Here is a 23,043-nt window from a genome sequence, read left to right on the forward strand (position 1 = left end):
TATAATTCCATTGATATTTCATTATTTCGACACAATTTTTAAATGATTAAAAAGGATTTAAGAGCGGATTAAACGAAATTTATTAAAAAAATATATAAAGGAGTGTTTATGAAGTGAACTCAATTAAAAAACCTTGTACAAAGTCTCTAAAAATGAAAAAACTAGAGGCGGCAATAAGAAGACTCCCACCGAATTATCCTAAGTTACCATTATTAGAGCAACAGTTAGGGAAGTGTAACGCAGGATATAAGGGGGAGAAAACAGTTGAGTATTATTTAAAATTCATTAATGATTATCATTTGCGAATTTTTCACGACATAAGACTAAAAGATAAAAAAGGTGATGCATTTCAAATGGACTGCTTCTTATTATCCTCAGAAATACCTATTATCCTCGAAATAAAATACATCTCTGGTCTCATTCAATTTGATCCCATTTTCAATCAAATGATTAGAACGTTAAATGGAGAAAGAGAAACATTTTCCAATCCCATTACTCAAGTTGAATTGCAAAAGAAACGCCTCATTCAATGGTTAGTTGATAAGAAAGTACCCACGAACCCTCATGTTGAAACTCTCGTAGTATTCACAAATCCCTATGCTATTTTAGAAACGGACCCTGATTACTATGAAGCAATAAATAAAGTTATTCAGTGTCCAGAGCTCCCGGAAAAACTAGAAGCGATGTATAGAAGGAATCAGCAAAGTTTCTATACAGAAAAGGAGCTAAATAAAATAGAAAGGCTTCTTTTAAGAAGCCACACCCCAGAAGAGTATAGTGTACTAGAAAAATTTGATATACCGCAATCCCATATCATTAAGGGCGTTTACTGCAAAGAATGCCACTCATTTCAGGTGAGAAGACAAAGTAGGAAATGGGTATGTACAAACTGTGGAACTAAAACCAAAGATGCTCACCTTAAATCTCTGGAGGACTACACGTTACTGTACGGACCCAAAATAACAAACAGACAGTTGAGAGATTTTTTACAACTTCCTTCCGAAAATATAGCTCAAAAAATACTAGCATCAATGGAACTACCCTATATTGGGTCATACCGTAATAGAGTTTATTACCTTCCTCTTGATGAATAAATACAATGTGCATAACTTCTATAATAAACAATTCCTATATAGATTATTTAAAATGAGAAATTACAGAGTTTTTTTATCTTATGATGTTTTATAAAAGTGTTAGCTTGTTTATAATGCTATTGTAATGGATGGATTTGTGTCTAATTTTTGAAAACGGCGGGTAAAGTGTTCATAATGGCGGGTAACCCACCTTTAACGGCGGGTAAACACCAAGTTACCGCGGGTAAACCCCTTGCAACCGCGGGTAAAGGTTGTAGTATATCCATATTCGGACTGGGTTCAACTCTAAAAGCTATGAAAACCGATAAGCACCTTATAAAAAACCCAATAAAACCCGCTGAAAACCTTGTTGAAAACACGAATCACCCCATGTATAATAGAAAAAGTGCGAACAGCCAAAAAAAATGTATAAAATTCCTTGCATTGCGTATGGAATTCTTATATAATGTTGAATGTTGGTCAAATGACAGGCTACGATGCGGAAGGTTGCTGACACACCAGGCCCCTTTGCCATGGCTAGTGTGTGAAAATTTTCGCGGAGCAAGTCTATTTCCAAAAATGGGCGAAAAAGGAGGTAATCAAATGGCAAAACAGAAAATTCGCATTCGTTTAAAAGCGTACGATCACAGAATCTTGGATCAATCTGCTGAGAAAATCGTAGAAACAGCTAAACGTTCTGGTGCTGGTGTAGCTGGACCTGTTCCACTACCTACAGAAAAGTCTATCTATACGATTCTTCGTGCGGTACACAAGTATAAAGATTCTCGCGAGCAGTTCGAAATGAGAACTCACAAGCGTTTAATCGATATCTTGAATCCAACACCACAAACTGTGGATGCATTAATGCGATTAGATCTGCCATCAGGCGTCGACATCGAAATCAAGCTATAATAAATGAAACTTAAATGATAATAGGAGGTGTGACTCATGGCCAAAGGAATCTTAGGAAGAAAACTAGGTATGACTCAAATTTTTGCTGAAAATGGTGAAGTTGTTCCTGTAACAGTTATCGAAGCTACTCCAAACGTTGTTCTACAAAAGAAGACAACTGAAGGAGAAGGGTATGAAGCTATCCAGCTTGGTGTTTCAGACTTAAAAGAAAGTCTACAAAACAAGCCAGCAAAAGGGCATGCAGAAAAAGCGAAGACAACCCCTAAGCGCTTCGTAAAGGAATTCCGTGATATAAATGCTGCGGAATATGAAATTGGTCAAGAAGTCAAAGTAGATACATTTGCAGTAGGAGATATCGTTGATGTAACTGGTCAATCAAAAGGGAAAGGTTTCGCTGGTGCTATTAAGCGTCATAACCAATCTCGTGGACCAATGTCTCACGGTTCTCGTTACCACCGTCGTCCTGGTTCAATGGGTCCAGTTGACCCTAACCACGTACGTAAGGGTAAATTATTACCTGGACGAATGGGCGGAGAGCAAGTGACTATTCAAAACTTAGAAATCGTTCGTGTAGATACAGAGCGCAACATTCTATTAGTAAAAGGAAATGTTCCTGGAGCTAAGAAGAGCTACGTAACAGTAAAAACTGCAATTAAAGCAGCTGAATAAGATCGATAAAGAAAGGAGGAGCCCAGATGCCTAAAGTTACTTTGTACAATCAAACTGGCTCTCAAGTAGGCGATATTGAGCTTTCAGATAGTGTTTTTGGAATTGAACCTAATGAAAGTGTTCTATATGACGCTGTTGTGATGCAACAAGCATCTCAAAGACAAGGTACACATGCTACAAAAGGTCGTTCTGATGTTCGCGGTGGCGGACGCAAACCTTGGAGACAAAAGGGAACTGGTCGTGCACGACAAGGATCGATCCGTTCACCACAATGGGTTGGTGGTGGAGTAGTATTCGGACCACAACCACGCAGCTATGCATACAAATTACCAAAAAAACAACGTCGTTTGGCGTTAAAATCTGCTCTTTCTTCTAAGGTGAACGCAGAAGAAATTAGAGTAGTAGATGTATTAAACTTCGATGCTCCAAAAACGAAAGAAATGTTATCAGTTCTTAACGGTCTTTCAGTGGAGAAAAAAGCACTAGTAGTTACTGCAGACTACAACGACGCAGTTGCATTATCTGCTCGTAACATCCCTGGTGTAAAATTCGTCACTGCTGACGGTGTAAACGTACTAGACATACTAAACTACGACAACCTAGTAATTACACAAGACGCTGTGAAAAAGGTAGAGGAGGTGCTTGCATAATGGCAGATGCACGTGATGTTATTAAGCGCCCCGTGATTACTGAACGTTCTACAGATCTTATGGCAGAGCAAAAGTATACTTTTGAAGTAGACCCTCGTGCTAACAAGACTGAAATTAAGAATGCAGTGGAAGAAATTTTTGGCGTTAAAGTAGCTAGCGTTAACACAATGAACTACAAAGGTAAGTTCAAGCGTTTCGGTCGCTACACAGGCTACACTAGCAAGCGCAAGAAAGCCATTGTACAACTTACACCAGACAGCAAAGAATTAGAATTCTTTGAAGGTGTTTAATAAGTTTTAGTGAAAGGAGGAAACAAACATGCCTATCAAAAAGTATAAACCAACCAGTAATGGTCGTCGCGGTATGACTACATTAGATTTCAGTGAAATTACAACGGATAAGCCGGAAAAATCCCTTTTGGAACCTTCAAAAAGAAAGGGCGGTCGTAATAACCAAGGTAAATTGACTGTACGTCACCAAGGTGGTGGACACAAGCGTCAATACCGTGTAATCGACTTTAAGCGTGATAAAGATGGAATTCCAGGACGCGTTGCTACGATCGAATATGATCCAAACCGTTCTGCCAATATCGCTCTAATCAACTATGTTGATGGAGAGAAAAGATATATTTTAGCACCTAAAGGTATCCAAGTTGGCATGGAGATCATGTCTGGTAAAGATGCCGATATTAAAGTAGGTAACGCATTACAATTAAAAGATATCCCAGTTGGTACAGTAATCCACAATATTGAGTTAAGACCTGGTAAAGGTGGACAGCTTGTACGTTCTGCTGGTGCGGAAGCTCAATTATTAGGTAAAGAAGGAGATTACGTATTAGTACGTTTACGCTCTGGAGAAACTCGCCTGATCTTAGCTACTTGCCGTGCATCTATCGGTCAAGTTGGTAATGTTGAGCACGAACTAGTGAACATTGGTAAAGCTGGTCGTTCTCGCTGGTTAGGTAAGCGTCCGACAGTTCGTGGTTCCGTAATGAACCCTAACGATCACCCACACGGTGGTGGTGAAGGACGTGCCCCAATCGGACGTAAGTCTCCAATGTCACCATGGGGTAAACCAACACTTGGATTTAAAACTCGTAAGAAAAACAAAGACACGGATAAATATATTGTGCGTCGTCGCAAAAAATAACGGGATTGTGCTACGGTTCTCAAGGAGAAGAACCGTAGGTCAATCGCGAAGGGAGGTACAATCATGGGTCGTAGCTTAAAAAAAGGACCTTTTGTCGATGATCATTTAATGAAGAAAGTAGAAGCAATGGGCGAAGACAGAAGAGTAATTAAAACTTGGTCTCGTCGTTCAACAATTTTCCCAGAGTTCATCGGACATACAATTGCCGTATACGACGGTCGTAAACACGTACCAGTTTACATTTCTGAAGATATGGTTGGACATAAGCTTGGTGAATTCGCGCCTACAAGAACTTATAAAGGCCATGCTGCAGACGATAAGAAAACACGACGTTAATAAAGAGGGGAGGTACTTTCCATGGAAGCAAAAGCAGTTGCAAAACAAGTGCGTATTGCTCCTCGTAAAGTTCGCCTAGTGGTTGACTTAATTCGCGGAAAAGGTGTTGGAGAAGCAATTTCTATCTTACGCCATACGCCGAAAAAAGCATCTCCAGTAGTTGAGAAGTTATTAAACTCAGCTATTGCGAACGCAGAGCATAACTATGAAATGGAACCTGACAATCTAGTTGTCAGCAAAGTATATGTAGACGAAGGTGTTACATTAAAAAGATTTCGTCCACGTGCAATGGGACGTGCAAGCAGAATCAATAAAAGAACTAGCCATATTACATTAGTTCTAACTGAGAAGAAGGAGGGATAAGTGTGGGTCAAAAAGTAAATCCTATCGGACTTCGTGTGGGTATTATCCGCGACTGGGAGTCAAAATGGTATGCAGATAAAGACTATGCTGATCTATTACACGAAGACATTAAAATTCGTGAGTATTTAGAGAAGAAGTTAAGAGACGCAGCTTTATCCACCGTAGAAATCGAGCGTGCAGCAAACCGTGTTAACGTGACGATTTATACTGCTAAACCAGGAATGGTTATCGGTAAAGGTGGATCTGAGGTAGAAGCACTACGTAAAGCATTAAATCAATTAACTGGCAAGCGAGTTCACATCAACATCAACGAAGTGAAAACTCCAGATATGGATGCACGCTTAGTTGCTGACAATATTGCTCGTCAATTAGAAAATCGTATTTCATTCCGCCGTGCGATGAAGCAAGCAATTCAACGTACAATGAGATCTGGTGCGCAAGGTATTAAAACTGAAGTATCTGGTCGTCTTGGCGGGGCAGATATTGCTCGTTCTGAATCTTACAGCGAAGGAACTGTTCCACTTCATACTTTAAGAGCTGACATCGATTATGGTACTGCAGAAGCAGATACTACTTACGGTAAGCTTGGAGTAAAAGTATGGATCTATCGTGGTGAGGTCCTTCCAACGAAAGGAACGAAACAAGAGGAAGGAGGAAAATAATCATGCTAATGCCTAAACGTGTAAAATTCCGACGCGAACATCGTGGTAAAATGCGCGGCCGTGCAAAAGGTGGTACTGAAGTAAACTTCGGTGAATATGGCCTGCAAGCATTAGAAGCATCATGGATTACAAACCGTCAAATAGAAGCAGCACGTATTGCAATGACACGTTATATGAAACGTGGAGGTAAAGTATGGATTAAAATTTTCCCAGATAAGCCTTATACAGCGAAGCCTCTTGAAGTCCGAATGGGTTCCGGTAAAGGTGCACCTGAAGGATGGGTAGCGGTTGTTAAGCCAGGGAAAATTATGTTTGAAATTGCCGGAGTTTCTGAGGAGGTAGCTCGCGAAGCATTGCGATTAGCTGCTCATAAATTACCGATTAAATGTAAATTTGTAAAACGCGAAGAAGTGGGTGGTGACGCAAATGAGAGCTAATGAGATTCGAAACCTAACCACTGCAGAAATTGAGCAAAAGTCTAAGTCTTTAAAAGAAGAGTTATTCAATCTTCGCTTTCAACTTGCGACTGGACAGTTAGACAATCCAGCCCGCATCCGTGAAGTGAAAAAATCAATTGCTCGTGCTAAAACGGTACTACGTGAAAGAGAACTTGGTATCACGAACGAATAATCCTGAGAGGAGGCTTGCACAGTGACTGAACGTAATAATCGCAAGACGTATACTGGTCGTGTTGTATCTGACAAGATGGACAAAACCATTACGGTTCTTGTAGAAACGTATAAAATGCACCCGCTCTACGGAAAGCGTGTTAAATACTCTAAGAAGTTTAAAGCTCATGATGAGAATAACACAGCGAAGCTAAATGATATCGTACGTATCATGGAAACTCGTCCATTATCTAAGGATAAGCGTTTCCGTTTAGTAGAAGTGGTAGAAGAAGCTGTAATTATTTAAGAAGTTTACGTTTGCTTACCTGAAGGGAGGTAAAGAAATACTATGATTCAACAAGAAAGCCGATTAAAAGTAGCTGACAACTCAGGAGCTCGTGAAGTACTTTGTATTAAAGTTCTTGGCGGTACAGGTCGTAAAACTGCGAACGTAGGAGACATTATTGTCTGTTCTGTGAAGCAAGCAACACCTGGGGGCGTTGTCAAGAAGGGTGACGTTGTACGCGCGGTAATCGTACGTACTAAGAGTGGTGTTCGCCGTCCAGACGGTTCTTATATTAAATTTGATGAGAATGCTGCAGTTATAGTACGGGATGATAAGAGCCCACGTGGAACTCGTATCTTCGGACCAGTTGCACGTGAACTACGTGACAATCAGTTTATGAAGATCGTATCTTTAGCTCCTGAAGTACTTTAATTTTTATAAATAAATGAACGGGAAAATTTAGGTGTTAAGGAGGTGCCCTTATGTCTCAACCGAAATTGCATGTCAAAAAAGGAGATACTGTTAAAGTTATCTCTGGAAAAGACAAAGGCAAGGAAGGTAAAATCCTTGAAGCATACCCAAGTCAATCACGCGTACTTGTGGAAGGTGTTAATATGGTTCACAAACATGCGAAACCATCTCAAGCCAACCCACAAGGTGGAATTGTTAATCAAGAAGCGCCAATTCACGCTTCTAACGTGATGCCAATTGACCCAAAAACGAACGAACCAACTCGTATCGGGTATAAAGTGGAGAACGGGAAAAAAGTAAGAATCGCAAAAAAATCTGGCGAAGTTTTGGATAAGTAATAGCCAGGTGCTGAAGGGAGGTTTACTCAATGAATCGTCTGCAAGAAAGATATAGAAACGAAATAGTTCCTGCAATGACTGAGAAGTTCAACTACTCATCCGTAATGCAGGTACCTAAAGTTGAAAAGATCGTTATCAACATGGGTGTTGGTGACGCTGTACAAAACTCTAAAGTTTTAGATAAAGCTGTCGAAGAATTAGCAGAGATTTCTGGTCAAAAGCCATTAATCACTAAAGCTAAAAAATCTATCGCAGGATTTAAGCTTCGTGAAGGGATGCCGATCGGTGCAAAGGTAACATTACGTGGAGAGCGTATGTACCAATTCCTTGATAAATTAGTTACTGTTTCTTTACCACGAGTACGTGACTTCCGCGGTGTTTCTAAGAAAGCATTCGATGGACGTGGTAACTATACATTGGGAGTTAAAGAACAATTAATTTTCCCAGAAATCGAGTATGACAAAGTTGATAAAGTTCGCGGAATGGATATCGTGATTGTTACAACAGCAAACACGGACGAAGAAGCACGTGAACTTCTCACTCAAATGGGCATGCCGTTTCAAAAATAAACTCGTGCTAAAAAGGAGGAGTGAAGACCTTGGCTAAAAAATCGATGATCGCAAAAGCGAAAAGGCCTAAAAAGTTTCAAGTGCAAGAATATACTCGATGCGAACGCTGCGGTCGCCCGCACAGTGTAATTCGCAAGTTCAAACTTTGCCGTATCTGCTTCCGAGAACTTGCATACAAAGGTCAAATTCCGGGCGTCAAAAAAGCTAGCTGGTAATTCCGTTTAGGGAAGGAGGTATAACGAATGGTCATGACAGATCCAATTGCTGATATGCTGACTCGTATTCGCAACGCGAATACTGTTCGACACAATAGTTTGGAGCTTCCAGCTTCAAAAATTAAGCGTGAAGTGGCAGACATTTTAAAGCGCGAAGGATTCATTCGCGATTTCGAATATATTGAGGATAACAAACAAGGTATCCTACGTATTTTCCTTAAGTACGGTGCAAACAACGAACGTGTCATTACTGGACTTAAGAGAATTAGTAAACCAGGACTTCGAGTATACGCAAAAGCTGATCAGCTTCCACGTGTGCTAGGTGGATTAGGAATTGCAATCATTTCATCATCTAATGGAATGATTACAGATAAAGAAGCTCGCCAACAACAAGTTGGTGGAGAAGTATTGGCTTACATTTGGTAATACGATTGGAAGAGAATGGAGGTGTAAGGTATGTCTCGTGTAGGTATTAAACCAGTTGAGATTCCATCTGGAGTAGATGTGAAATTAGAAGGTAATACAATTACAGTTAAAGGACCTAAAGGCGAATTATCTCGTGATCTTCATGCTGATATGATTGTTAAGCAAGAAGAGAACACAATCGTTGTTGAGCGTCCATCTGAAAATAAATTACATCGTGCTCTTCATGGTACCACTCGTAGTGTCATCAGCAACATGATTGAGGGTGTTACGAAAGGGTACGAAAAAGCACTTGAATTAGTGGGTGTTGGTTACAGAGCAACGAAAACAGGGAATAAACTTGTATTAAACGTAGGTTTATCCCACCCAGTTGAATTTGAACCTGAGCAAGGGTTAGAAATTGAAGTACCAGCGAACACAAAGGTTATCGTTAAAGGTATCGATAAGGAACGTGTAGGAGCGTTAGCTTCAAACATTCGCGCTGTAAGAAAACCTGAACCTTACAAAGGGAAAGGAATTCGCTACGAAGGTGAGTTCGTAAGACGTAAGGAAGGTAAGACAGGTAAATAGTAAATAACGGAAAGAAAGGACTGACGTTCAATGATCACTAAGACAAACAAGAACGCGGTACGTAGAAAAAGACACGCACACGTTCGTCGTACGGTGAAAGGCACTGCAGAACGTCCTCGTTTGAACGTTTTCCGTTCTAATAAGCATATTTACGCACAATTAATCGACGACGTATCTGGCGTTACGATTGTAAGTGCTTCAAGCTTAGATAAAGAACTAAAACTTGAAAACGGCGGAAATAAGGAAGCAGCGCAAAAAGTCGGTGAACTTGTAGCGAAGCGTGCCCTTGAAAAAGGTCAAGAAGCAGTTGTATTTGATCGTGGTGGATATCTCTATCATGGTCGTGTTCAAGAACTTGCAGACGCAGCACGTGAAGCTGGTCTGAAGTTCTAATCAAGGCTAGAAGGAGGGAAAATCATTCATGCGTATCGACCCAAATAAATTAGAACTTGAAGAGAGAGTCGTTACTGTCAACCGTGTTGCAAAGGTGGTAAAAGGTGGACGTCGTTTCCGCTTTGCTGCATTGGTTGTAGTTGGAGATAAAAACGGACATGTTGGTTTCGGGATGGGTAAAGCTTTAGAAGTTCCTGAAGCTATCCGTAAGGCGATTGAAGACGGTAAGAAAAACTTAATCCGTGTACCAATCCAAGGAACAACAATTCCACATCAAATTACTGGTCAGTTTGGTGCAGGTAGTGTGCTACTAAAACCAGCTTCTGAAGGTACTGGAGTTATCGCTGGTGGACCAGTTCGTGCAGTACTAGAGCTTGCTGGTGTAGGTGACATTCTTTCTAAATCCTTAGGATCAAATAATCCAATCAACATGGTGCGTGCAACGATCGAAGGACTTACAGAATTAAAGAGTCCGGAAGACGTGGCAAAACTACGCGGCAAATCAGTAGAAGAGCTGCTAGGTTAAGGAGGGATTTGGCATGGCAAAAAAACTAGAGATCACCCTCAAACGTAGCTTGATCGGACGCCCAGAAGATCAGCGCGTCACTGTAAAGACACTTGGTCTTCGTAAAGTGAATCACACTGTCGTTCAAGAGGACAATCCAGCAATTCGCGGAATGGTAACAAAAGTTTCTCATCTCGTCAGTGTTAAAGAAGTAGAAGCGTAATTCATAAACAGTTGAGGAGGTGCTAATATGAAACTTCACGAATTAAAACCCGCAGAAGGATCTCGTAAAGAACGTAAGCGTGTAGGTCGCGGAATCGGTTCAGGGACCGGTAAAACTGCAGGTAAAGGACATAAAGGTCAAAACGCCCGTTCAGGTGGCGGGGTTCGTCCTGGATTCGAAGGTGGGCAAATGCCAATCTTCCGTCGTTTACCAAAGCGTGGATTTACAAATCCAACTCGTAAAGAGTATGCAATTGTGAACCTAGAAACATTGAATCGTTTTGATGAGGGTGTTGAAGTAACTCCAGAACTTTTAATTGAATCTGGTATCGTAAGTAACGAGAAAGATGGAATTAAAATTTTGGGTGAAGGAACTATCGAGAAGAAACTTACTGTGAAAGCTCATAAGTTCTCAGCATCTGCTAAAGAAGCGATTGAAGCTGCCGGCGGAACAACTGAGGTGGTTTAATGTTTCAAACAATTTCCAATATCATGCGTGTAGGTGATTTAAGGAATAAAATTCTTTTCACCTTAACGATGTTAATTGTCTTTCGCATCGGTGCTCACATCCCTGCTCCAGGGGTAGATGCAGACGTACTGGATTTTGCAGGACAAATGAACGCCTTTGGGTTTCTTAATACCTTTGGCGGTGGAGCACTTGAAAGATTTTCGATTTTTGCAACGGGGATCATGCCATATATTACTGCATCCATTATCGTACAGTTATTGAGAATGGATGTAGTCCCTAAATTCGCTGAGTGGTCAAGACAAGGTGAAGTAGGGCGTCGGAAGCTTGCACAAGTAACGAGGTATGGTACGATTGTTATTGCATTTTTCCAAGCCTTGGCGATGTCAATTGGTTTCAACAACCTTTTTCCAGGACTTGTACCTAATCCAACTTGGACGACATTCTTGCTTATTGCAGTTACACTTACTGCAGGTACAGCATTCCTAATGTGGCTAGGTGAACAAATCACAGCCAAAGGAGTAGGTAATGGTATTTCTATCATTATCTTCGCTGGTATCGCAGCTGGTATACCTAATGGTGTCAATCAGATATACGCTACTCACATTCAAGAAGCTGGGGATGCTTTGTTCATTAATATTGTGATCATCGCATTATTGCTCCTTGCTGTGTTGGCCATTACGGTAGGTGTTATCTTTGTGCAACAAGGATTACGTAAAATTCCTGTTCAATACGCCAAGAAATTGGTTGCTGGGAAACCTCAAGGGGGGCAATCTACACACTTGCCTTTAAAAGTAAACTCAGCCGGGGTAATTCCAGTTATCTTTGCAATGGCCCTTTTCATCTTCCCGCCTACAGTTGCCGGGTTGATCGGGGATAACAATACGATAGCTGGCTGGATAACGAGAAACTTTGATTATACGCAACCATTTGGACTAGTAGTCTATGCGCTGTTAATCATTGGTTTTACGTACTTCTATACGTTTGTCCAAGTAAATCCAGAACAAATGGCCGAAAACCTGAAAAAACAAGGTGGTTATATTCCTGGTATTCGCCCTGGTAATACGACGCAAGTGTATATCACTCGAATTCTTTATCGTTTGACATTCGTCGGTGCACTCTTCCTGGCAACTGTTTCAATAATCCCGGTCTTTTTTACAGAACTGGCTGGACTACCTCCAGCAGTACAAATAGGGGGTACTGGATTATTGATCGTTGTTGGTGTAGCGTTAGATACGATGAAGCAAGTTGAAAGCCAATTAATTCAACGTTCCTATAAAGGGTTCTTGAAGTAATAAAGGGAGAATTTCTCCCTTTGCTTTCAATCGTGAAAAATAACGATGGAGGGGTAGAGAGATGAATTTAATCTTAATGGGGCTTCCAGGAGCAGGGAAAGGAACACAAGCAGAGAAAATTGTCGAAAAATATGGGATTCCTCACATTTCAACCGGCGATATGTTCCGTTCCGCTATAAAAAATGGTACAGAACTTGGTTTGAAGGCAAAGGCCTTTATGGACGAGGGGAACTTAGTACCAGATGAAGTAACGGTAGGTATCGTTCGGGAGCGACTTAGTAAGGATGACTGTAAAAACGGTTTTTTGCTTGATGGCTTTCCTAGAACTGTGGCACAAGCTGATGCGTTAGAGGAAATGTTACAAGGACTTGGTCGTAAAATTGACCATGTTTTATATATAGAGGTACCGAAAGAGGACTTATTTAAACGACTTACTGGACGTTGGATTTGTCCAACATGCGGAGCAACGTACCATGAGATCTATAATCCTCCTAAAGTATCTGGAAAATGTGATAAAGATGGTAGTGACTTAATTCAACGTGAGGACGATAAACCTGAAACCGTTGGTAAACGTTTAGAAGTTAACTTAGAGCAGACACAGCCATTAGTTGACTTTTACACGGATAAGGGCTATCTTCGTAAATTAGATGGAAATAAAGAAATCAACGAAGTTTTTGAAGATATCGATGGGATTATCAAAGGGAGTAATCAATGATTATCTGTAAGACGGCAAGAGAGTTAGAAATCATGCGTGTAGCAGGTGAAATTGTTGCCCTAACTCACCAAGAACTTCAAAAGTACATCGAACCTGGTATCACAACAAAAGAATTAGACAGCATCGCCGATAACTTTATTCGACAACATGATGCGATTCCATCTTTTAAAGGCTATAATGGATTTACTGGTAGCATTTGTGCTTCAGTAAATGATGAATTGGTACACGGAATTCCTGGAGATCGGATCCTAAAGGATGGCGACATTATCAGTATTGATATTGGCGCTAATTATAACGGGTACCACGGGGACTCCGCTTGGACCTATCCAGTTGGGAGCATTTCCGAAGAAAACCGCAAACTTCTAGAAGTTACTGAAGAATCATTGTATAGAGGTCTTGCGGAAGCAAAACCAGGGGAACGATTGTCTAATATATCTCATGCAATACAAACCTATGTGGAAAAGCACGGTTTTTCCATTGTAAGAGAATATGTTGGGCATGGAGTGGGACAGGAGCTTCATGAAGATCCACAGATTCCTCATTTCGGACCACCAGGAAAAGGCCCACGACTTAAGCCAGGAATGGTTTTAGCCGTTGAACCGATGGTAAATGCTGGATCACGTCACGTTCGAGTCCTTAAGGATAATTGGACGGTAGTGACAACAGATGGGAAAATGTGTGCCCATTTCGAACACACCATTGCTATTGTAGATACAGGATATGAAATATTGACAAAAACCGAGAGATAAGGTGGTCACTAAATGAAAGATCCTGATTCGGTTCCACAAGTGGGAGAGCTTGTGCGAATTTTAAATGGTAGGGACAAAGATCAATTTGCATGTGTGATAGAAGTGATGGATGGACGTTTTGTTCGAATCGCCGATGGGGATAAGCGTAAGGTAGATCGGGCAAAAAAGAAGAACATACAACACATTCAGCGACTTGATATTGTTGCCCCAGAGGTAAAAAATAGCATTGTTGAAACGGGTCGTGTAACCAATGCAAAGCTGCGTTTTGCAATTTCAACATATATAGATGATAATTTACTGAAGGAAGGAGAGTAAATTCATGGCCAAAGAAGATGTAATCGAAGTAGAGGGGACGGTTATTGAACCACTTCCTAACGCAATGTTCCGAGTTGAACTGGAAAATGGACATAAAATCTTGGCACATGTCTCTGGTAAAATTCGTATGCACTTCATTCGCATTTTACCAGGCGACAAAGTTACTGTAGAATTGTCTCCGTATGATTTAACTCGTGGTCGAATCACGTATCGTTATAAATAACACTAAATCAGTGGCACTCCGCAACATAAGGAGGTAAAAACATGAAGGTAAGACCGTCTGTCAAACCAATATGCGAAAAATGTAAGGTTATTCGCCGAAAAGGTACCGTCATGGTAATTTGCGAAAATCCTAAACACAAACAAAAACAAGGCTAATTCACAGGAGGTGTAAACTATGGCACGTATTTCCGGTGTCGACATTCCTCGTGACAAACGAGTTGTCGTTTCATTAACGTACGTATTTGGAATCGGTAATTCCCGTGCGAAGGAAATTCTAGCGAAGGCTGGTGTTTCTGAAGACACACGCGTACGCGACTTAACAGAAGATGAACTTGGTAAAATCCGTGAAGTAATTGACGGTTATAAAGTAGAAGGGGATCTTCGACGTGAAGTTTCTCTAAACATTAAGCGTTTGATCGAAATTGGATCATACCGCGGTATTCGTCATCGTCGTGGACTACCTGTTCGTGGTCAAAAGACGAAGAATAATGCACGTACACGTAAAGGTCCACGTCGTACAGTTGCAAACAAGAAGAAGTAAGGGAGGTAATGTTGGAATATGGCTAAACCGAAAACGACTCGTACAAAACGTCGTCAACGTAAAAATATTGAATCCGGTGTTGCGCACATTCGCTCCACTTTCAATAACACAATCGTAACCATCACTGACACTAGTGGTAACGCGATTTCTTGGGCAAGTGCTGGAGCACTAGGCTTCAAAGGGTCACGTAAATCTACTCCATTCGCAGCACAAACTGCAGCAGAAACTGCAGCAAAAGCAGCGATGGAACACGGAATGAAAACAGTTGAAGTTTCCGTTAAAGGTCCAGGTGCTGGCCGTGAAGCAGCAATTCGCTCACTTCAAGCAACTGGTTTAGAAGTAAACATGATTAAAGATGTTACTCCAGTACCACATAACGGATGCCGTCCGCCAAAACGTCGTAGAGTGTAATCCGCATCAGAGGTATGGAACTTCATACCCTTGTCAATAATGGTTTAAGAGTCATTGACCGTGTAAACGGCTCTTTGTAAAGTATTGACGGTTTCGTAACAGGTCGGGATGTGCCCAAAAAGGGATTCCGGTTGAACGAGTAGCCTTCAACCGGGGTTTCGACGTTTTGAAGGAGGGTTTGTGTAAATGATCGAAATAGAAAAGCCAAAAATTGAGACGATTGAGATCAGTGAAGATGCATCATATGGAAAGTTTGTAGTAGAGCCTTTGGAAAGAGGTTATGGAACGACGTTAGGTAACTCCCTGCGCCGAATTCTATTATCTTCCCTTCCAGGTTCTGCGGTGACTACGGTGCAATTTGATGGAGTACTCCATGAGTTTTCAACGATTGAAGGTGTAGTAGAGGATGTTACCTCTATCATTTTAAATCTAAAGAAGCTCGCACTGAAAATTTACTCAGAAGAAGAAAAAACGTTAGAAATTGAAGCGCAAGGAGAAGGTGTAGTCACTGCTGCAGACTTTATGCATGACAGTGATGTGGAGGTTTTAAACCCTGACCTTCATATTGCAACGCTCTCGAAAGGAGCGAAATTCCATATGAAAGTTACGGCTAGTGGTGGTCGCGGTTATGTTCCTGCTGAAGGAAATAAGTCCGATGATTTACCAATCGGTGTTATACCAGTTGATTCTATTTACACACCAGTTTCCCGTGTAAACTATCAAGTGGAAAACACCCGTGTAGGTCAAATTACGAACTATGATAAATTGACACTAGACGTATGGACAGATGGAAGCATTCGTCCAGAAGAGGCTGTTTCCCTTGGCGCGAAAATTTTAACGGAGCATTTAAATATCTTTGTTGGCTTAACCGATCAAGCTCAACATGCAGAGATAATGGTCGAGAAAGAAGAAGACCAAAAAGAAAAAGTGCTTGAAATGACGATCGAAGAACTTGACTTGTCTGTTCGTTCTTATAATTGCTTAAAACGTGCAGGCATTAACACAGTTCAAGAACTAACTCACAAATCAGAAGAAGATATGATGAAGGTACGTAACCTTGGACGAAAGTCTTTAGAAGAGGTTCAAGAGAAACTAGGAGAACTAGGCCTAGGTCTTCGTAAGGAAGAATAGATAGTTTTATTTTCTCCATACTTCATCTCATCTCATGCTATAGAAGAAATTTGACTTGAGAAGGAGGGACACCCATGGGATACAGAAAATTAGGTCGTGATTCTAGTGCTCGTAAAGCATTATTCCGTGACTTAGCTACAGATTTAATCATCAACGAAAGAATCGAAACAACTGTCCCAAAAGCGAAAGAGCTTCGTTCAATCGTTGACCAAATGATTACACTTGGAAAACGTGGTGACCTGCATGCACGTCGTCAAGCAGCTGCATTCATTCGTAATGAGATTGCAGACGCAGAAGCTGGTACAAATGCAGTTCAGAAGTTATTTGATGATATCGCACCACGCTATGAGGACCGTCAGGGCGGTTATACACGCGTTCTTAAGCTTGGACCTCGCCGTGGAGACGGTGCAGAAATGGCGATTATTGAGCTAGTATAATAGAAGCTATAGCTTTTATCGAATTGATTTTTTCAAAGGGCGAGACACAGAATCCAATTAGATTCTGTATCTATGCCCTTTTTTAGCTTACTTCCCCAAAGCGCTTTACTTTGGGGAAGTAAGCTAAACGATGAACGGAGCTTTCGCAAGCTCTTAGAGCAGTGACGAGTGTTTTTCTCGTCACTGCGCGCGAAAAGCGGGTCATCGTCACACTACATATAGATACTTCCTTTTGGAAAGTTGATAGGTAGTATCCTAAAATATTTATACAAATATTCGAAATTATTTGTAAACATATTTACCGGGGAATAAGGGAGGTCTTCGAATGGAAATAATCCAAATGAATAACGTATACTTCCGATATAGGCCTTCAGATAAATTAGTATTGAAGAATATTAATCTCACCATTCAATCCGGAGAATGGGTCTCTATTGTTGGTCATAACGGATCTGGGAAATCAACTTTAGCAAAATTTATGAACGCCCTTTTTACCCCTATAGAAGGACAGGTCCTTGTGAGTGGACTTTCTACTTCCAATGTTAATAACCATACACTTATAAGAAGAAAGGTTGCAATGGTTTTTCAAAATCCTGATAATCAAATCGTAGGTCCCACGGTGGAAGATGATGTTGCTTTCGGATTAGAAAATTGTGGCGTACCCTATGAAGAAATGGTACAAAGGGTTCAGGAGAGCATTAATAAAATGGGATTGAATGGACTTGAACTAAGTGAGCCTCATCGTCTATCTGGAGGACAAAAACAGCGTGTAGCCTTAGCTGGCGCAATTTCTATGAATCCGAAAATATTAGTGTTGGATGAAGCTACATCAATGCTAGACCCTACAGGAAGAGAAGAAGTGATCCGCTACGTACAGAAACTTAACCGGGACGAGAATATGACGGTTATTACAATTACTCATGATTTAAAGGAAGCTGTCCTTTCTGATCGAATGGTTGTGATGAAGGATGGTGCCATCATTGGGAACGGTTTACCTAGTGCTCTACTAACGAATAAAGATTTATTAAAGCAAGCCAGGCTTAGGCAGCCGTTTATTTACGAACTAGTAGAAGCATTGACATGCAGGGGAGTCCCAATCTCTGTGGGTCAAATTTCTGAAGAAGAATTGGTGAAAACACTATGCAAATTACAGCAACAGATGTAGCTTATACATATATGAAAGATACCCCCTTTGAAAAAAAAGCATTACATAACTTCAACATTCGTTTAAAGAACCATACATATACTGCCATTATCGGGCAAACCGGTTCAGGAAAATCAACATTCGTCCAGCTATTAAATGGTTTATTAAAACCTACTGAAGGAGAAGTCACTATAGGTGATTGGAAAATTTATAAGGATACAAAGGAAAAGGAACTTTATTTTATAAGGAAACGAGTGGGGATGGTATTTCAGTTTCCAGAGCATCAACTGTTTGATGAAACGGTGTTAAAGGATGTTATGTACGGACCTATTAATTTTGGTAAGTCCAAAAAGGAAGCAGAAGAAATCTCAAAGGAAATGCTTACTCTTGTAGGGATTGAACCCGACCTTTATGAACGGTCCCCCTTTGAGTTAAGTGGTGGTCAAATGAGGCGAGTTGCTATTGCTGGAGTATTAGCCATAGAGCCTTCAGTTTTAATACTAGACGAACCAACAGCTGGCTTAGATCCACAAGGGCATGAAGGGATAATGAATATACTATTTCAATGGTACAAGGGCTCAGACGAACGCTCGATAATCTTGGTTACACATCAAATGGAAGATGCCTCGAGGTATGCGGAACATATTATTGTAATGGATAAAGGGGAGCTTGCTATGGAAGGCACTCCAGAAGAAGTATTTGCCCAACAGAAAGAATTGGAGGCACTAGGTTTAGGGATTCCGGAAACAGTAAAACTATTAAAGTTATTAAAGGAGAAATCTGGTGATAAAAAAATAAATACCGTAAAGTTTACCCTAGGAGACACTGTAGAAGAAATACTCTCTTTTCTAGGAAAGGATTAGCAAATGTTAGATCATGTTATTATTGGACAATATGTTCCGGGAAAATCCTTTGTACACCGAATGGACCCGAGGGCTAAATTGATTTGCCTAATGCTGTTTGTGGTTTTTCTTTTTATAAGCAGGCATCCATTTGTATTAATAGGAGGTTTAATATTAACGACGACTGCCTTCTATTATGCAAAAATTCCTTTACGTTTTTATATAAAAGGAATGCGATTTATTGTCATTATTATTCTCTTTACATTTATTTTACATTTATTTTTGACTAGAGAAGGTCCCGCCATTTTTTCAACACCGATTTTTACCATTTACCTTGGAGGGGTTACTCAAGGTGGGTTTATGGCCACCCGGTTATTAGTACTATTTATTATGGCATCTTTACTCACGTTAACAACGACACCGGTAGCCTTAACAGATGGACTGGAAACCCTTATGAAACCATTAAAAAAATTGGGGGTACCTACCCATGAATTAGCTTTTATGATGTCTATTGCACTCCGTTTTATACCTACACTATTAGATGAAACGGCAAAAATTATAAAAGCACAAAGGGCAAGGGGAGCTAACTTCACACAAGGTTCCCTTTGGAACAGGTTAAAAGCCGTCATCCCTATTTTTATCCCATTATTTGTACAGTCCTTTAAAAGGGCAGAAGATTTAGCAACGGCGATGGAAGCAAGGGGATATGAAGGAGGAGAAGGAAGAACAAAATTCCGCCTTTTAACGTGGCTGAAAAAAGATACATATGCAGTTATTGTTTTTGCATTATATGCGCTCATAGTCCTGATTGTAAAAATTGGAGGTGGTAATTGATGGGGAATAGAGTGAAGGCAATCGTATCCTATGACGGTACCCTCTTCTCAGGATATCAGGTTCAACCTGAGAAGAGGACTGTTCAAGGGGAATTGGAAAAGGCATTAGCAAGGATACACAAAGGGGATAAATGGAAGGTAACAGGTTCTGGGCGTACAGACACTGGTGTTCACAGCATTGGGCAAACAATACATTTTGACACAACCCTTTCTATTCCAGCCGAGAGATGGCCAAATGCCTTAAACAGCTTACTTCCCGAAGATATAATGGTCAGAGAAGTTACCTACGTGGATCCAGATTTTCATGCCCGATATGATACAGTAGGGAAGGAATACGTTTATCAAGTAAATAATTCGAAAAAGAAGAATATATTTAAAAGGAACTATATGTATCATTACCCATATGAACTTTCCCTTTCAGAAATGAAACGAGCCGCGGTACTTCTTATGGGAACTCATGACTACTCTAGCTTCTCTTCACCGAGGACCAGCGTAGTGGATAAGGTACGAACGATCTTTCATGTTGGAATAGAAAAAAAAGAGGACGAATGGATTTTCCGTTACATAGGTACTGGATTTCTTTATCAAATGGTCCGCATTCTCACAGGAACCCTTTTGGAAGTTGGGAAAGGGAAAATTGAGGCAGATATTATCCCTTCTATTATTGAAGGGAAAGACCGGGACTTAGCCGGTCCTACCATCCCCGGGAATGGCCTTTATTTAACGAAAGTTTTTTATGAAAAACAAAAACTCCAGGAGGAACTGGATAAACTGCAAAAATCCATGTAAATAAATGTATATATTTTGCTGTTTCGAGTGCAATTTTACCTTGGCATGAATCAATTATCTTTTAGAAAATAGCCAATCGTAGAAAAAAATTAAATGACAACGAATCCTGGTGTAACATTTTGTTGACATGGCCTTTCATATGTTATATGATGATATACGGTATTTCTATACCCACTAGCCCCGGGTAAGGAATCTACAGTAGAATTTGTTAATTGACGCTTAAGTTTTTGTGAAATTTGATTTGGAGGGAAACAAATGCGTACGACATATATGGCAAAGCCAAGTGAAATCGACCGTAAATGGTATGTTGTAGATGCTGAAGGTCAAACACTAGGTCGTCTTGCAAGTGAAGTAGCAAGCATCCTACGTGGTAAACATAAACCAACATTTACTCCGCATATCGATACAGGAGATCACGTAATCATTATCAATGCAGAGAAAATTCATTTAACAGGTAACAAATTAGCTGACAAGAAGTACTACCGTCACAGTCAATATCCAGGAAGCCTTAAGGAAACGACTGCTGGTGAAATGTTAGCTAAAAAGCCAGAGCGAGTACTTGAATTAGCAATCAAAGGAATGCTTCCAAAGAATTCCCTTGGTCGTAAGCAAGGTATGAAGCTTCACGTATTTGCAGGAAGTGAACACAACCATCAAGCTCAAAAACCGGAAGTATACGAACTACGCGGTTAATTATAGAAGGAGGAAATTTTACATGGCACAAGTTCAATATTATGGAACAGGTCGTCGTAAGAACTCCGTTGCACGTGTGCGTTTAGTTCCGGGAGACGGACGCATCGTTATCAACAACAGAGATATCAACGACTACTTTGACCTTGAAACATTAAAATTAATTGTTAAACAACCACTAGTGGAAACTCAAACAGAAGGTACGTATGACGTATTAGTATCTGTTAAAGGTGGAGGCTACACAGGACAAGCGGGTGCAATCCGTCACGGAGTTGCCCGTGCACTTCTTTTAGCTGACCCTGAGTACCGTGGTTCATTAAAGAAAGCAGGCTTCTTGACTCGTGACGCTCGTATGAAAGAGCGTAAGAAATACGGTCTTAAAGCTGCTCGTCGTGCACCTCAGTTCTCAAAGCGTTAATTACCAACGCTTCAAAGGCTCTCAACCGATTTTGGTTGGGGGTCTTTTTTATTGTTGAAACTATATTTTTCTGAATGTGGATAACTGTGGCTGAATAATCGTCTAGCTTCAGTGCCTACTCGCTCGAGGTCAAATGTTTTGCCCGAATGAAAAGTAAAAAGCACTTTTTTTTGGTCAAAAGCATTTGCTGGTCGCTCGTGAGCAAGGCGCTTGTGCTTTTGTTCTTTTATACAAAGGAACATTTACCTTGGTGTCATTTCACTATTGGTTCCAAGTATTTGCCCTTATTGAATCGCCTCAGTTAATCAACACTAAAAATAAAAAAACGAGAGGCGATGCCGAATGAACGTTGTAACGGATTTAGGCGAAAGAAGAAGGAAAAAGCAATGGAAATTCGAGCGGAGCATGCTTCGTTCATTGAAAATAGATGACATGAGGAAGGACGTTCATGATCAGTTCTTCCATAACTTAATCGGTCAATCAGTGGGGAAGCTTTACCTCGTTGATTACTGTTTAGACATTGGAATTGATGCTTATTTATTGGGTTCTGAATATGGGCGTTTCGGTTATTATGGTGAAACGGCCGAACAAGTACAAGAAAGGTGTAGAGGAGAGCTTAATGCTTATATTGAACAAACAACTGGTCAATTTGGCGCATGGTTTAGTTTAACAGAACAGGAAAAGGAAATTCAGCGTGAAAAATGTAGAGCTTTTATATTGCGTTGGTGGAAAAAGGGGTTTCAAGAAGGTGAAAAAAAATATCGTCTTAGGCTCCATTAAATAATCATAAACTCAACCTCGTCCCATATAAATAGAAAAGAAGGACAAGGGGGGCGGGGTTGTGAAAAGAGCATGGAAACTAATAGCTATTGCAGTAGTAATTGGAATACTTATTGGGATTATTGAAATACAATTAATTAGTAAAAATTCTACAGGATGGCACCTTCCATTGTCTGGAAAGGTAATTGTCATTGATCCAGGGCATGGAGGGATAGATGGCGGAGCTACTTCTAAAAGCGGAACATTGGAAAAAGATGTTACCTTAGATGTTAGCTTCATGCTTAGGGATTACCTGCAGCAAGCTGGTGCTCTTGTTATAATGACTCGCGAAGGTGACCATGATTTAGCTAGTGATAGCACCCAAAGAGTGCGCTCGCGAAAAGTTGAAGACCTTAGAAAACGTGTATCAATTATAAATGAAACTGGTGCAGATTTATTTATCAGTATACATTTAAATTCGATACCATCCCCTAGATGGCGCGGAGCACAAACTTTTTACAATAGAGCCATTGAAGGAAATGAAGAATTAGCTAAGCAAATTCAAGGGGAAATACGACGTAACTTAGAAAACACCGATCGTGAAGCCAAGCCAATAAATAGTGTTTATATACTCCAACAAGCCAATATACCAGGTGCTCTTGTTGAAGTTGGCTTCCTATCTAATCCTACAGAAGCAGAACTATTAAACACAAAGGATTACCAAGTGAAAGTAGCTGCTTCCATATACGAAGGAATTCTCCGATATGCAAGTGACGACCCTTTACCTAATTAAGGTAAAGGTTTTTTGCGTAATTGTTCCGCCTGTAGCGGATCCAAGCCAGTTAATATTCTTCTAAAACAACCATCTTTAGAAA

Annotated in this window: 40 protein-coding genes; all 40 read left to right on the forward strand. The window is 40.5% G+C overall.

From position 1 onward, the window contains the following. Positions 1-113: 113 nt before the first annotated feature. Positions 114-1,094 (forward strand): nuclease-related domain-containing protein, encoded by a 981-nt coding sequence (locus J2S74_RS16570; protein WP_307327372.1) that lies wholly within the window; start codon positions 114-116, stop codon positions 1,092-1,094. Positions 1,095-1,676: 582 nt separating this feature from the next. Further along, positions 1,677-1,985 carry a 30S ribosomal protein S10 gene (gene rpsJ, locus J2S74_RS16575; protein ID WP_307327829.1) on the forward strand — a complete coding sequence of 103 codons (309 nt, stop codon included), beginning with the start codon at positions 1,677-1,679 and terminating at the stop codon, positions 1,983-1,985. A gap of 36 nt (positions 1,986-2,021) precedes the next feature. Further along, on the forward strand, positions 2,022-2,654 hold the full coding sequence (rplC, locus tag J2S74_RS16580; RefSeq protein WP_307327375.1) for a 50S ribosomal protein L3: 633 nt from the start codon (positions 2,022-2,024) through the stop codon (positions 2,652-2,654). A 26-nt stretch (positions 2,655-2,680) separates the two neighbouring features. Continuing rightward, entirely contained in the window at positions 2,681-3,304 is a 624-nt protein-coding gene (gene rplD / locus J2S74_RS16585; protein ID WP_307327377.1) for a 50S ribosomal protein L4, read from the forward strand. Next, entirely contained in the window at positions 3,304-3,594 is a 291-nt protein-coding gene (gene rplW / locus J2S74_RS16590; RefSeq protein ID WP_307327380.1) for a 50S ribosomal protein L23, read from the forward strand. Before rplD ends, rplW begins: the two co-directional genes overlap by 1 nt. Before the next feature lie 28 nt (positions 3,595-3,622). Then, positions 3,623-4,453, forward strand: a complete 831-nt coding sequence (gene rplB, locus J2S74_RS16595; RefSeq protein ID WP_307327383.1) for a 50S ribosomal protein L2 — start codon at positions 3,623-3,625, stop codon at positions 4,451-4,453. Between the two features lie 63 nt (positions 4,454-4,516). Then, the gene (gene rpsS / locus J2S74_RS16600) at positions 4,517-4,789 is read left to right on the forward strand and encodes a 30S ribosomal protein S19 (protein WP_307327386.1); all 273 of its coding nucleotides are present in this window, start codon (positions 4,517-4,519) and stop codon (positions 4,787-4,789) included. Positions 4,790-4,810: 21 nt separating this feature from the next. After that, the gene (gene rplV, locus J2S74_RS16605; RefSeq protein ID WP_307327389.1) at positions 4,811-5,152 is read left to right on the forward strand and encodes a 50S ribosomal protein L22; all 342 of its coding nucleotides are present in this window, start codon (positions 4,811-4,813) and stop codon (positions 5,150-5,152) included. Between the two features lie 2 nt (positions 5,153-5,154). Further along, a complete protein-coding gene (gene rpsC, locus J2S74_RS16610; RefSeq protein ID WP_307327392.1) occupies positions 5,155-5,814 on the forward strand; it encodes a 30S ribosomal protein S3 in 660 nt (219 codons plus the stop codon). 2 nt (positions 5,815-5,816) lie between these two features. Further along, positions 5,817-6,251: a 50S ribosomal protein L16 gene (rplP, locus tag J2S74_RS16615; RefSeq protein WP_307327395.1), complete on the forward strand. Its 435-nt coding sequence runs from the start codon at positions 5,817-5,819 to the stop codon at positions 6,249-6,251. Then, positions 6,241-6,444 carry a 50S ribosomal protein L29 gene (gene rpmC, locus J2S74_RS16620; RefSeq protein ID WP_093052640.1) on the forward strand — a complete coding sequence of 68 codons (204 nt, stop codon included), beginning with the start codon at positions 6,241-6,243 and terminating at the stop codon, positions 6,442-6,444. Before rplP ends, rpmC begins: the two co-directional genes overlap by 11 nt. A 21-nt stretch (positions 6,445-6,465) precedes the next feature. Then, on the forward strand, positions 6,466-6,729 hold the full coding sequence (gene rpsQ / locus J2S74_RS16625) for a 30S ribosomal protein S17 (protein WP_307327399.1): 264 nt from the start codon (positions 6,466-6,468) through the stop codon (positions 6,727-6,729). Positions 6,730-6,771: 42 nt separating this feature from the next. After that, a complete protein-coding gene (gene rplN, locus J2S74_RS16630; protein ID WP_307327402.1) occupies positions 6,772-7,140 on the forward strand; it encodes a 50S ribosomal protein L14 in 369 nt (122 codons plus the stop codon). Between the two features lie 65 nt (positions 7,141-7,205). After that, positions 7,206-7,517: a 50S ribosomal protein L24 gene (gene rplX / locus J2S74_RS16635; protein WP_307327831.1), complete on the forward strand. Its 312-nt coding sequence runs from the start codon at positions 7,206-7,208 to the stop codon at positions 7,515-7,517. A gap of 29 nt (positions 7,518-7,546) precedes the next feature. Next, on the forward strand, positions 7,547-8,086 hold the full coding sequence (gene rplE / locus J2S74_RS16640; RefSeq protein ID WP_307327405.1) for a 50S ribosomal protein L5: 540 nt from the start codon (positions 7,547-7,549) through the stop codon (positions 8,084-8,086). A gap of 29 nt (positions 8,087-8,115) precedes the next feature. Next, entirely contained in the window at positions 8,116-8,301 is a 186-nt protein-coding gene (locus J2S74_RS16645) for a type Z 30S ribosomal protein S14 (protein WP_090892799.1), read from the forward strand. Positions 8,302-8,328: 27 nt separating this feature from the next. Beyond that, a complete protein-coding gene (gene rpsH, locus J2S74_RS16650; protein WP_307327411.1) occupies positions 8,329-8,727 on the forward strand; it encodes a 30S ribosomal protein S8 in 399 nt (132 codons plus the stop codon). 30 nt (positions 8,728-8,757) lie between these two features. Next, positions 8,758-9,294, forward strand: a complete 537-nt coding sequence (rplF, locus tag J2S74_RS16655; RefSeq protein ID WP_307327412.1) for a 50S ribosomal protein L6 — start codon at positions 8,758-8,760, stop codon at positions 9,292-9,294. A gap of 30 nt (positions 9,295-9,324) precedes the next feature. Further along, a complete protein-coding gene (gene rplR / locus J2S74_RS16660) occupies positions 9,325-9,687 on the forward strand; it encodes a 50S ribosomal protein L18 (protein WP_307327413.1) in 363 nt (120 codons plus the stop codon). A 28-nt stretch (positions 9,688-9,715) separates the two neighbouring features. Further along, positions 9,716-10,213 (forward strand): 30S ribosomal protein S5, encoded by a 498-nt coding sequence (gene rpsE, locus J2S74_RS16665; protein ID WP_307327415.1) that lies wholly within the window; start codon positions 9,716-9,718, stop codon positions 10,211-10,213. Between the two features lie 13 nt (positions 10,214-10,226). Then, positions 10,227-10,415: a 50S ribosomal protein L30 gene (gene rpmD, locus J2S74_RS16670; protein WP_307327417.1), complete on the forward strand. Its 189-nt coding sequence runs from the start codon at positions 10,227-10,229 to the stop codon at positions 10,413-10,415. Between the two features lie 27 nt (positions 10,416-10,442). Next, positions 10,443-10,883, forward strand: a complete 441-nt coding sequence (gene rplO, locus J2S74_RS16675; RefSeq protein ID WP_307327420.1) for a 50S ribosomal protein L15 — start codon at positions 10,443-10,445, stop codon at positions 10,881-10,883. Next, on the forward strand, positions 10,883-12,175 hold the full coding sequence (secY, locus tag J2S74_RS16680; protein ID WP_307327422.1) for a preprotein translocase subunit SecY: 1,293 nt from the start codon (positions 10,883-10,885) through the stop codon (positions 12,173-12,175). The genes rplO and secY overlap by 1 nt, the downstream gene beginning before the upstream one ends. Before the next feature lie 61 nt (positions 12,176-12,236). Further along, positions 12,237-12,890, forward strand: coding sequence for an adenylate kinase (locus J2S74_RS16685; RefSeq protein WP_307327424.1), 654 nt, complete (start codon positions 12,237-12,239; stop codon positions 12,888-12,890). After that, on the forward strand, positions 12,887-13,639 hold the full coding sequence (map, locus tag J2S74_RS16690) for a type I methionyl aminopeptidase (protein ID WP_307327427.1): 753 nt from the start codon (positions 12,887-12,889) through the stop codon (positions 13,637-13,639). The genes J2S74_RS16685 and map overlap by 4 nt, the downstream gene beginning before the upstream one ends. 12 nt (positions 13,640-13,651) lie before the next feature. Further along, entirely contained in the window at positions 13,652-13,954 is a 303-nt protein-coding gene (locus J2S74_RS16695) for a KOW domain-containing RNA-binding protein (RefSeq protein ID WP_307327429.1), read from the forward strand. Between the two features lie 4 nt (positions 13,955-13,958). Further along, positions 13,959-14,177: a translation initiation factor IF-1 gene (infA, locus tag J2S74_RS16700; RefSeq protein WP_010896341.1), complete on the forward strand. Its 219-nt coding sequence runs from the start codon at positions 13,959-13,961 to the stop codon at positions 14,175-14,177. A 41-nt stretch (positions 14,178-14,218) separates the two neighbouring features. Continuing rightward, a complete protein-coding gene (rpmJ, locus tag J2S74_RS16705) occupies positions 14,219-14,332 on the forward strand; it encodes a 50S ribosomal protein L36 (RefSeq protein ID WP_003322638.1) in 114 nt (37 codons plus the stop codon). A 19-nt stretch (positions 14,333-14,351) separates the two neighbouring features. After that, positions 14,352-14,717 carry a 30S ribosomal protein S13 gene (gene rpsM / locus J2S74_RS16710; protein ID WP_307327520.1) on the forward strand — a complete coding sequence of 122 codons (366 nt, stop codon included), beginning with the start codon at positions 14,352-14,354 and terminating at the stop codon, positions 14,715-14,717. 18 nt (positions 14,718-14,735) lie between these two features. Further along, a complete protein-coding gene (gene rpsK / locus J2S74_RS16715) occupies positions 14,736-15,128 on the forward strand; it encodes a 30S ribosomal protein S11 (RefSeq protein WP_307327523.1) in 393 nt (130 codons plus the stop codon). Positions 15,129-15,314: 186 nt separating this feature from the next. Beyond that, entirely contained in the window at positions 15,315-16,259 is a 945-nt protein-coding gene (locus tag J2S74_RS16720) for a DNA-directed RNA polymerase subunit alpha (RefSeq protein ID WP_307327526.1), read from the forward strand. A 74-nt stretch (positions 16,260-16,333) separates the two neighbouring features. Further along, positions 16,334-16,696: a 50S ribosomal protein L17 gene (gene rplQ / locus J2S74_RS16725; RefSeq protein WP_307327528.1), complete on the forward strand. Its 363-nt coding sequence runs from the start codon at positions 16,334-16,336 to the stop codon at positions 16,694-16,696. 325 nt (positions 16,697-17,021) lie between these two features. Beyond that, positions 17,022-17,858 carry an energy-coupling factor transporter ATPase gene (locus tag J2S74_RS16730; protein ID WP_307327531.1) on the forward strand — a complete coding sequence of 279 codons (837 nt, stop codon included), beginning with the start codon at positions 17,022-17,024 and terminating at the stop codon, positions 17,856-17,858. Next, positions 17,834-18,700 carry an energy-coupling factor transporter ATPase gene (locus J2S74_RS16735; RefSeq protein WP_307327535.1) on the forward strand — a complete coding sequence of 289 codons (867 nt, stop codon included), beginning with the start codon at positions 17,834-17,836 and terminating at the stop codon, positions 18,698-18,700. The genes J2S74_RS16730 and J2S74_RS16735 overlap by 25 nt, the downstream gene beginning before the upstream one ends. A gap of 3 nt (positions 18,701-18,703) precedes the next feature. After that, the gene (locus J2S74_RS16740) at positions 18,704-19,513 is read left to right on the forward strand and encodes an energy-coupling factor transporter transmembrane component T family protein (protein ID WP_307327537.1); all 810 of its coding nucleotides are present in this window, start codon (positions 18,704-18,706) and stop codon (positions 19,511-19,513) included. Beyond that, positions 19,513-20,301 carry a tRNA pseudouridine(38-40) synthase TruA gene (truA, locus tag J2S74_RS16745; RefSeq protein WP_307327539.1) on the forward strand — a complete coding sequence of 263 codons (789 nt, stop codon included), beginning with the start codon at positions 19,513-19,515 and terminating at the stop codon, positions 20,299-20,301. The genes J2S74_RS16740 and truA overlap by 1 nt, the downstream gene beginning before the upstream one ends. Before the next feature lie 255 nt (positions 20,302-20,556). Further along, a complete protein-coding gene (rplM, locus tag J2S74_RS16750; RefSeq protein ID WP_307327541.1) occupies positions 20,557-20,994 on the forward strand; it encodes a 50S ribosomal protein L13 in 438 nt (145 codons plus the stop codon). A gap of 22 nt (positions 20,995-21,016) precedes the next feature. Then, complete coding sequence (rpsI, locus tag J2S74_RS16755) at positions 21,017-21,409, forward strand: 30S ribosomal protein S9 (protein WP_307327544.1); 393 nt, start codon at positions 21,017-21,019, stop codon at positions 21,407-21,409. 342 nt (positions 21,410-21,751) lie between these two features. Next, positions 21,752-22,189, forward strand: coding sequence for a DUF2521 family protein (locus J2S74_RS16760; protein WP_307327546.1), 438 nt, complete (start codon positions 21,752-21,754; stop codon positions 22,187-22,189). A gap of 61 nt (positions 22,190-22,250) precedes the next feature. Continuing rightward, on the forward strand, positions 22,251-22,961 hold the full coding sequence (cwlD, locus tag J2S74_RS16765; RefSeq protein WP_307327549.1) for an N-acetylmuramoyl-L-alanine amidase CwlD: 711 nt from the start codon (positions 22,251-22,253) through the stop codon (positions 22,959-22,961). Positions 22,962-23,043: the final 82 nt, after the last annotated feature.

Source organism: Evansella vedderi, from assembly GCF_030813435.1.
GTDB lineage: Bacteria > Bacillota > Bacilli > Bacillales > Salisediminibacteriaceae > Evansella > Evansella vedderi.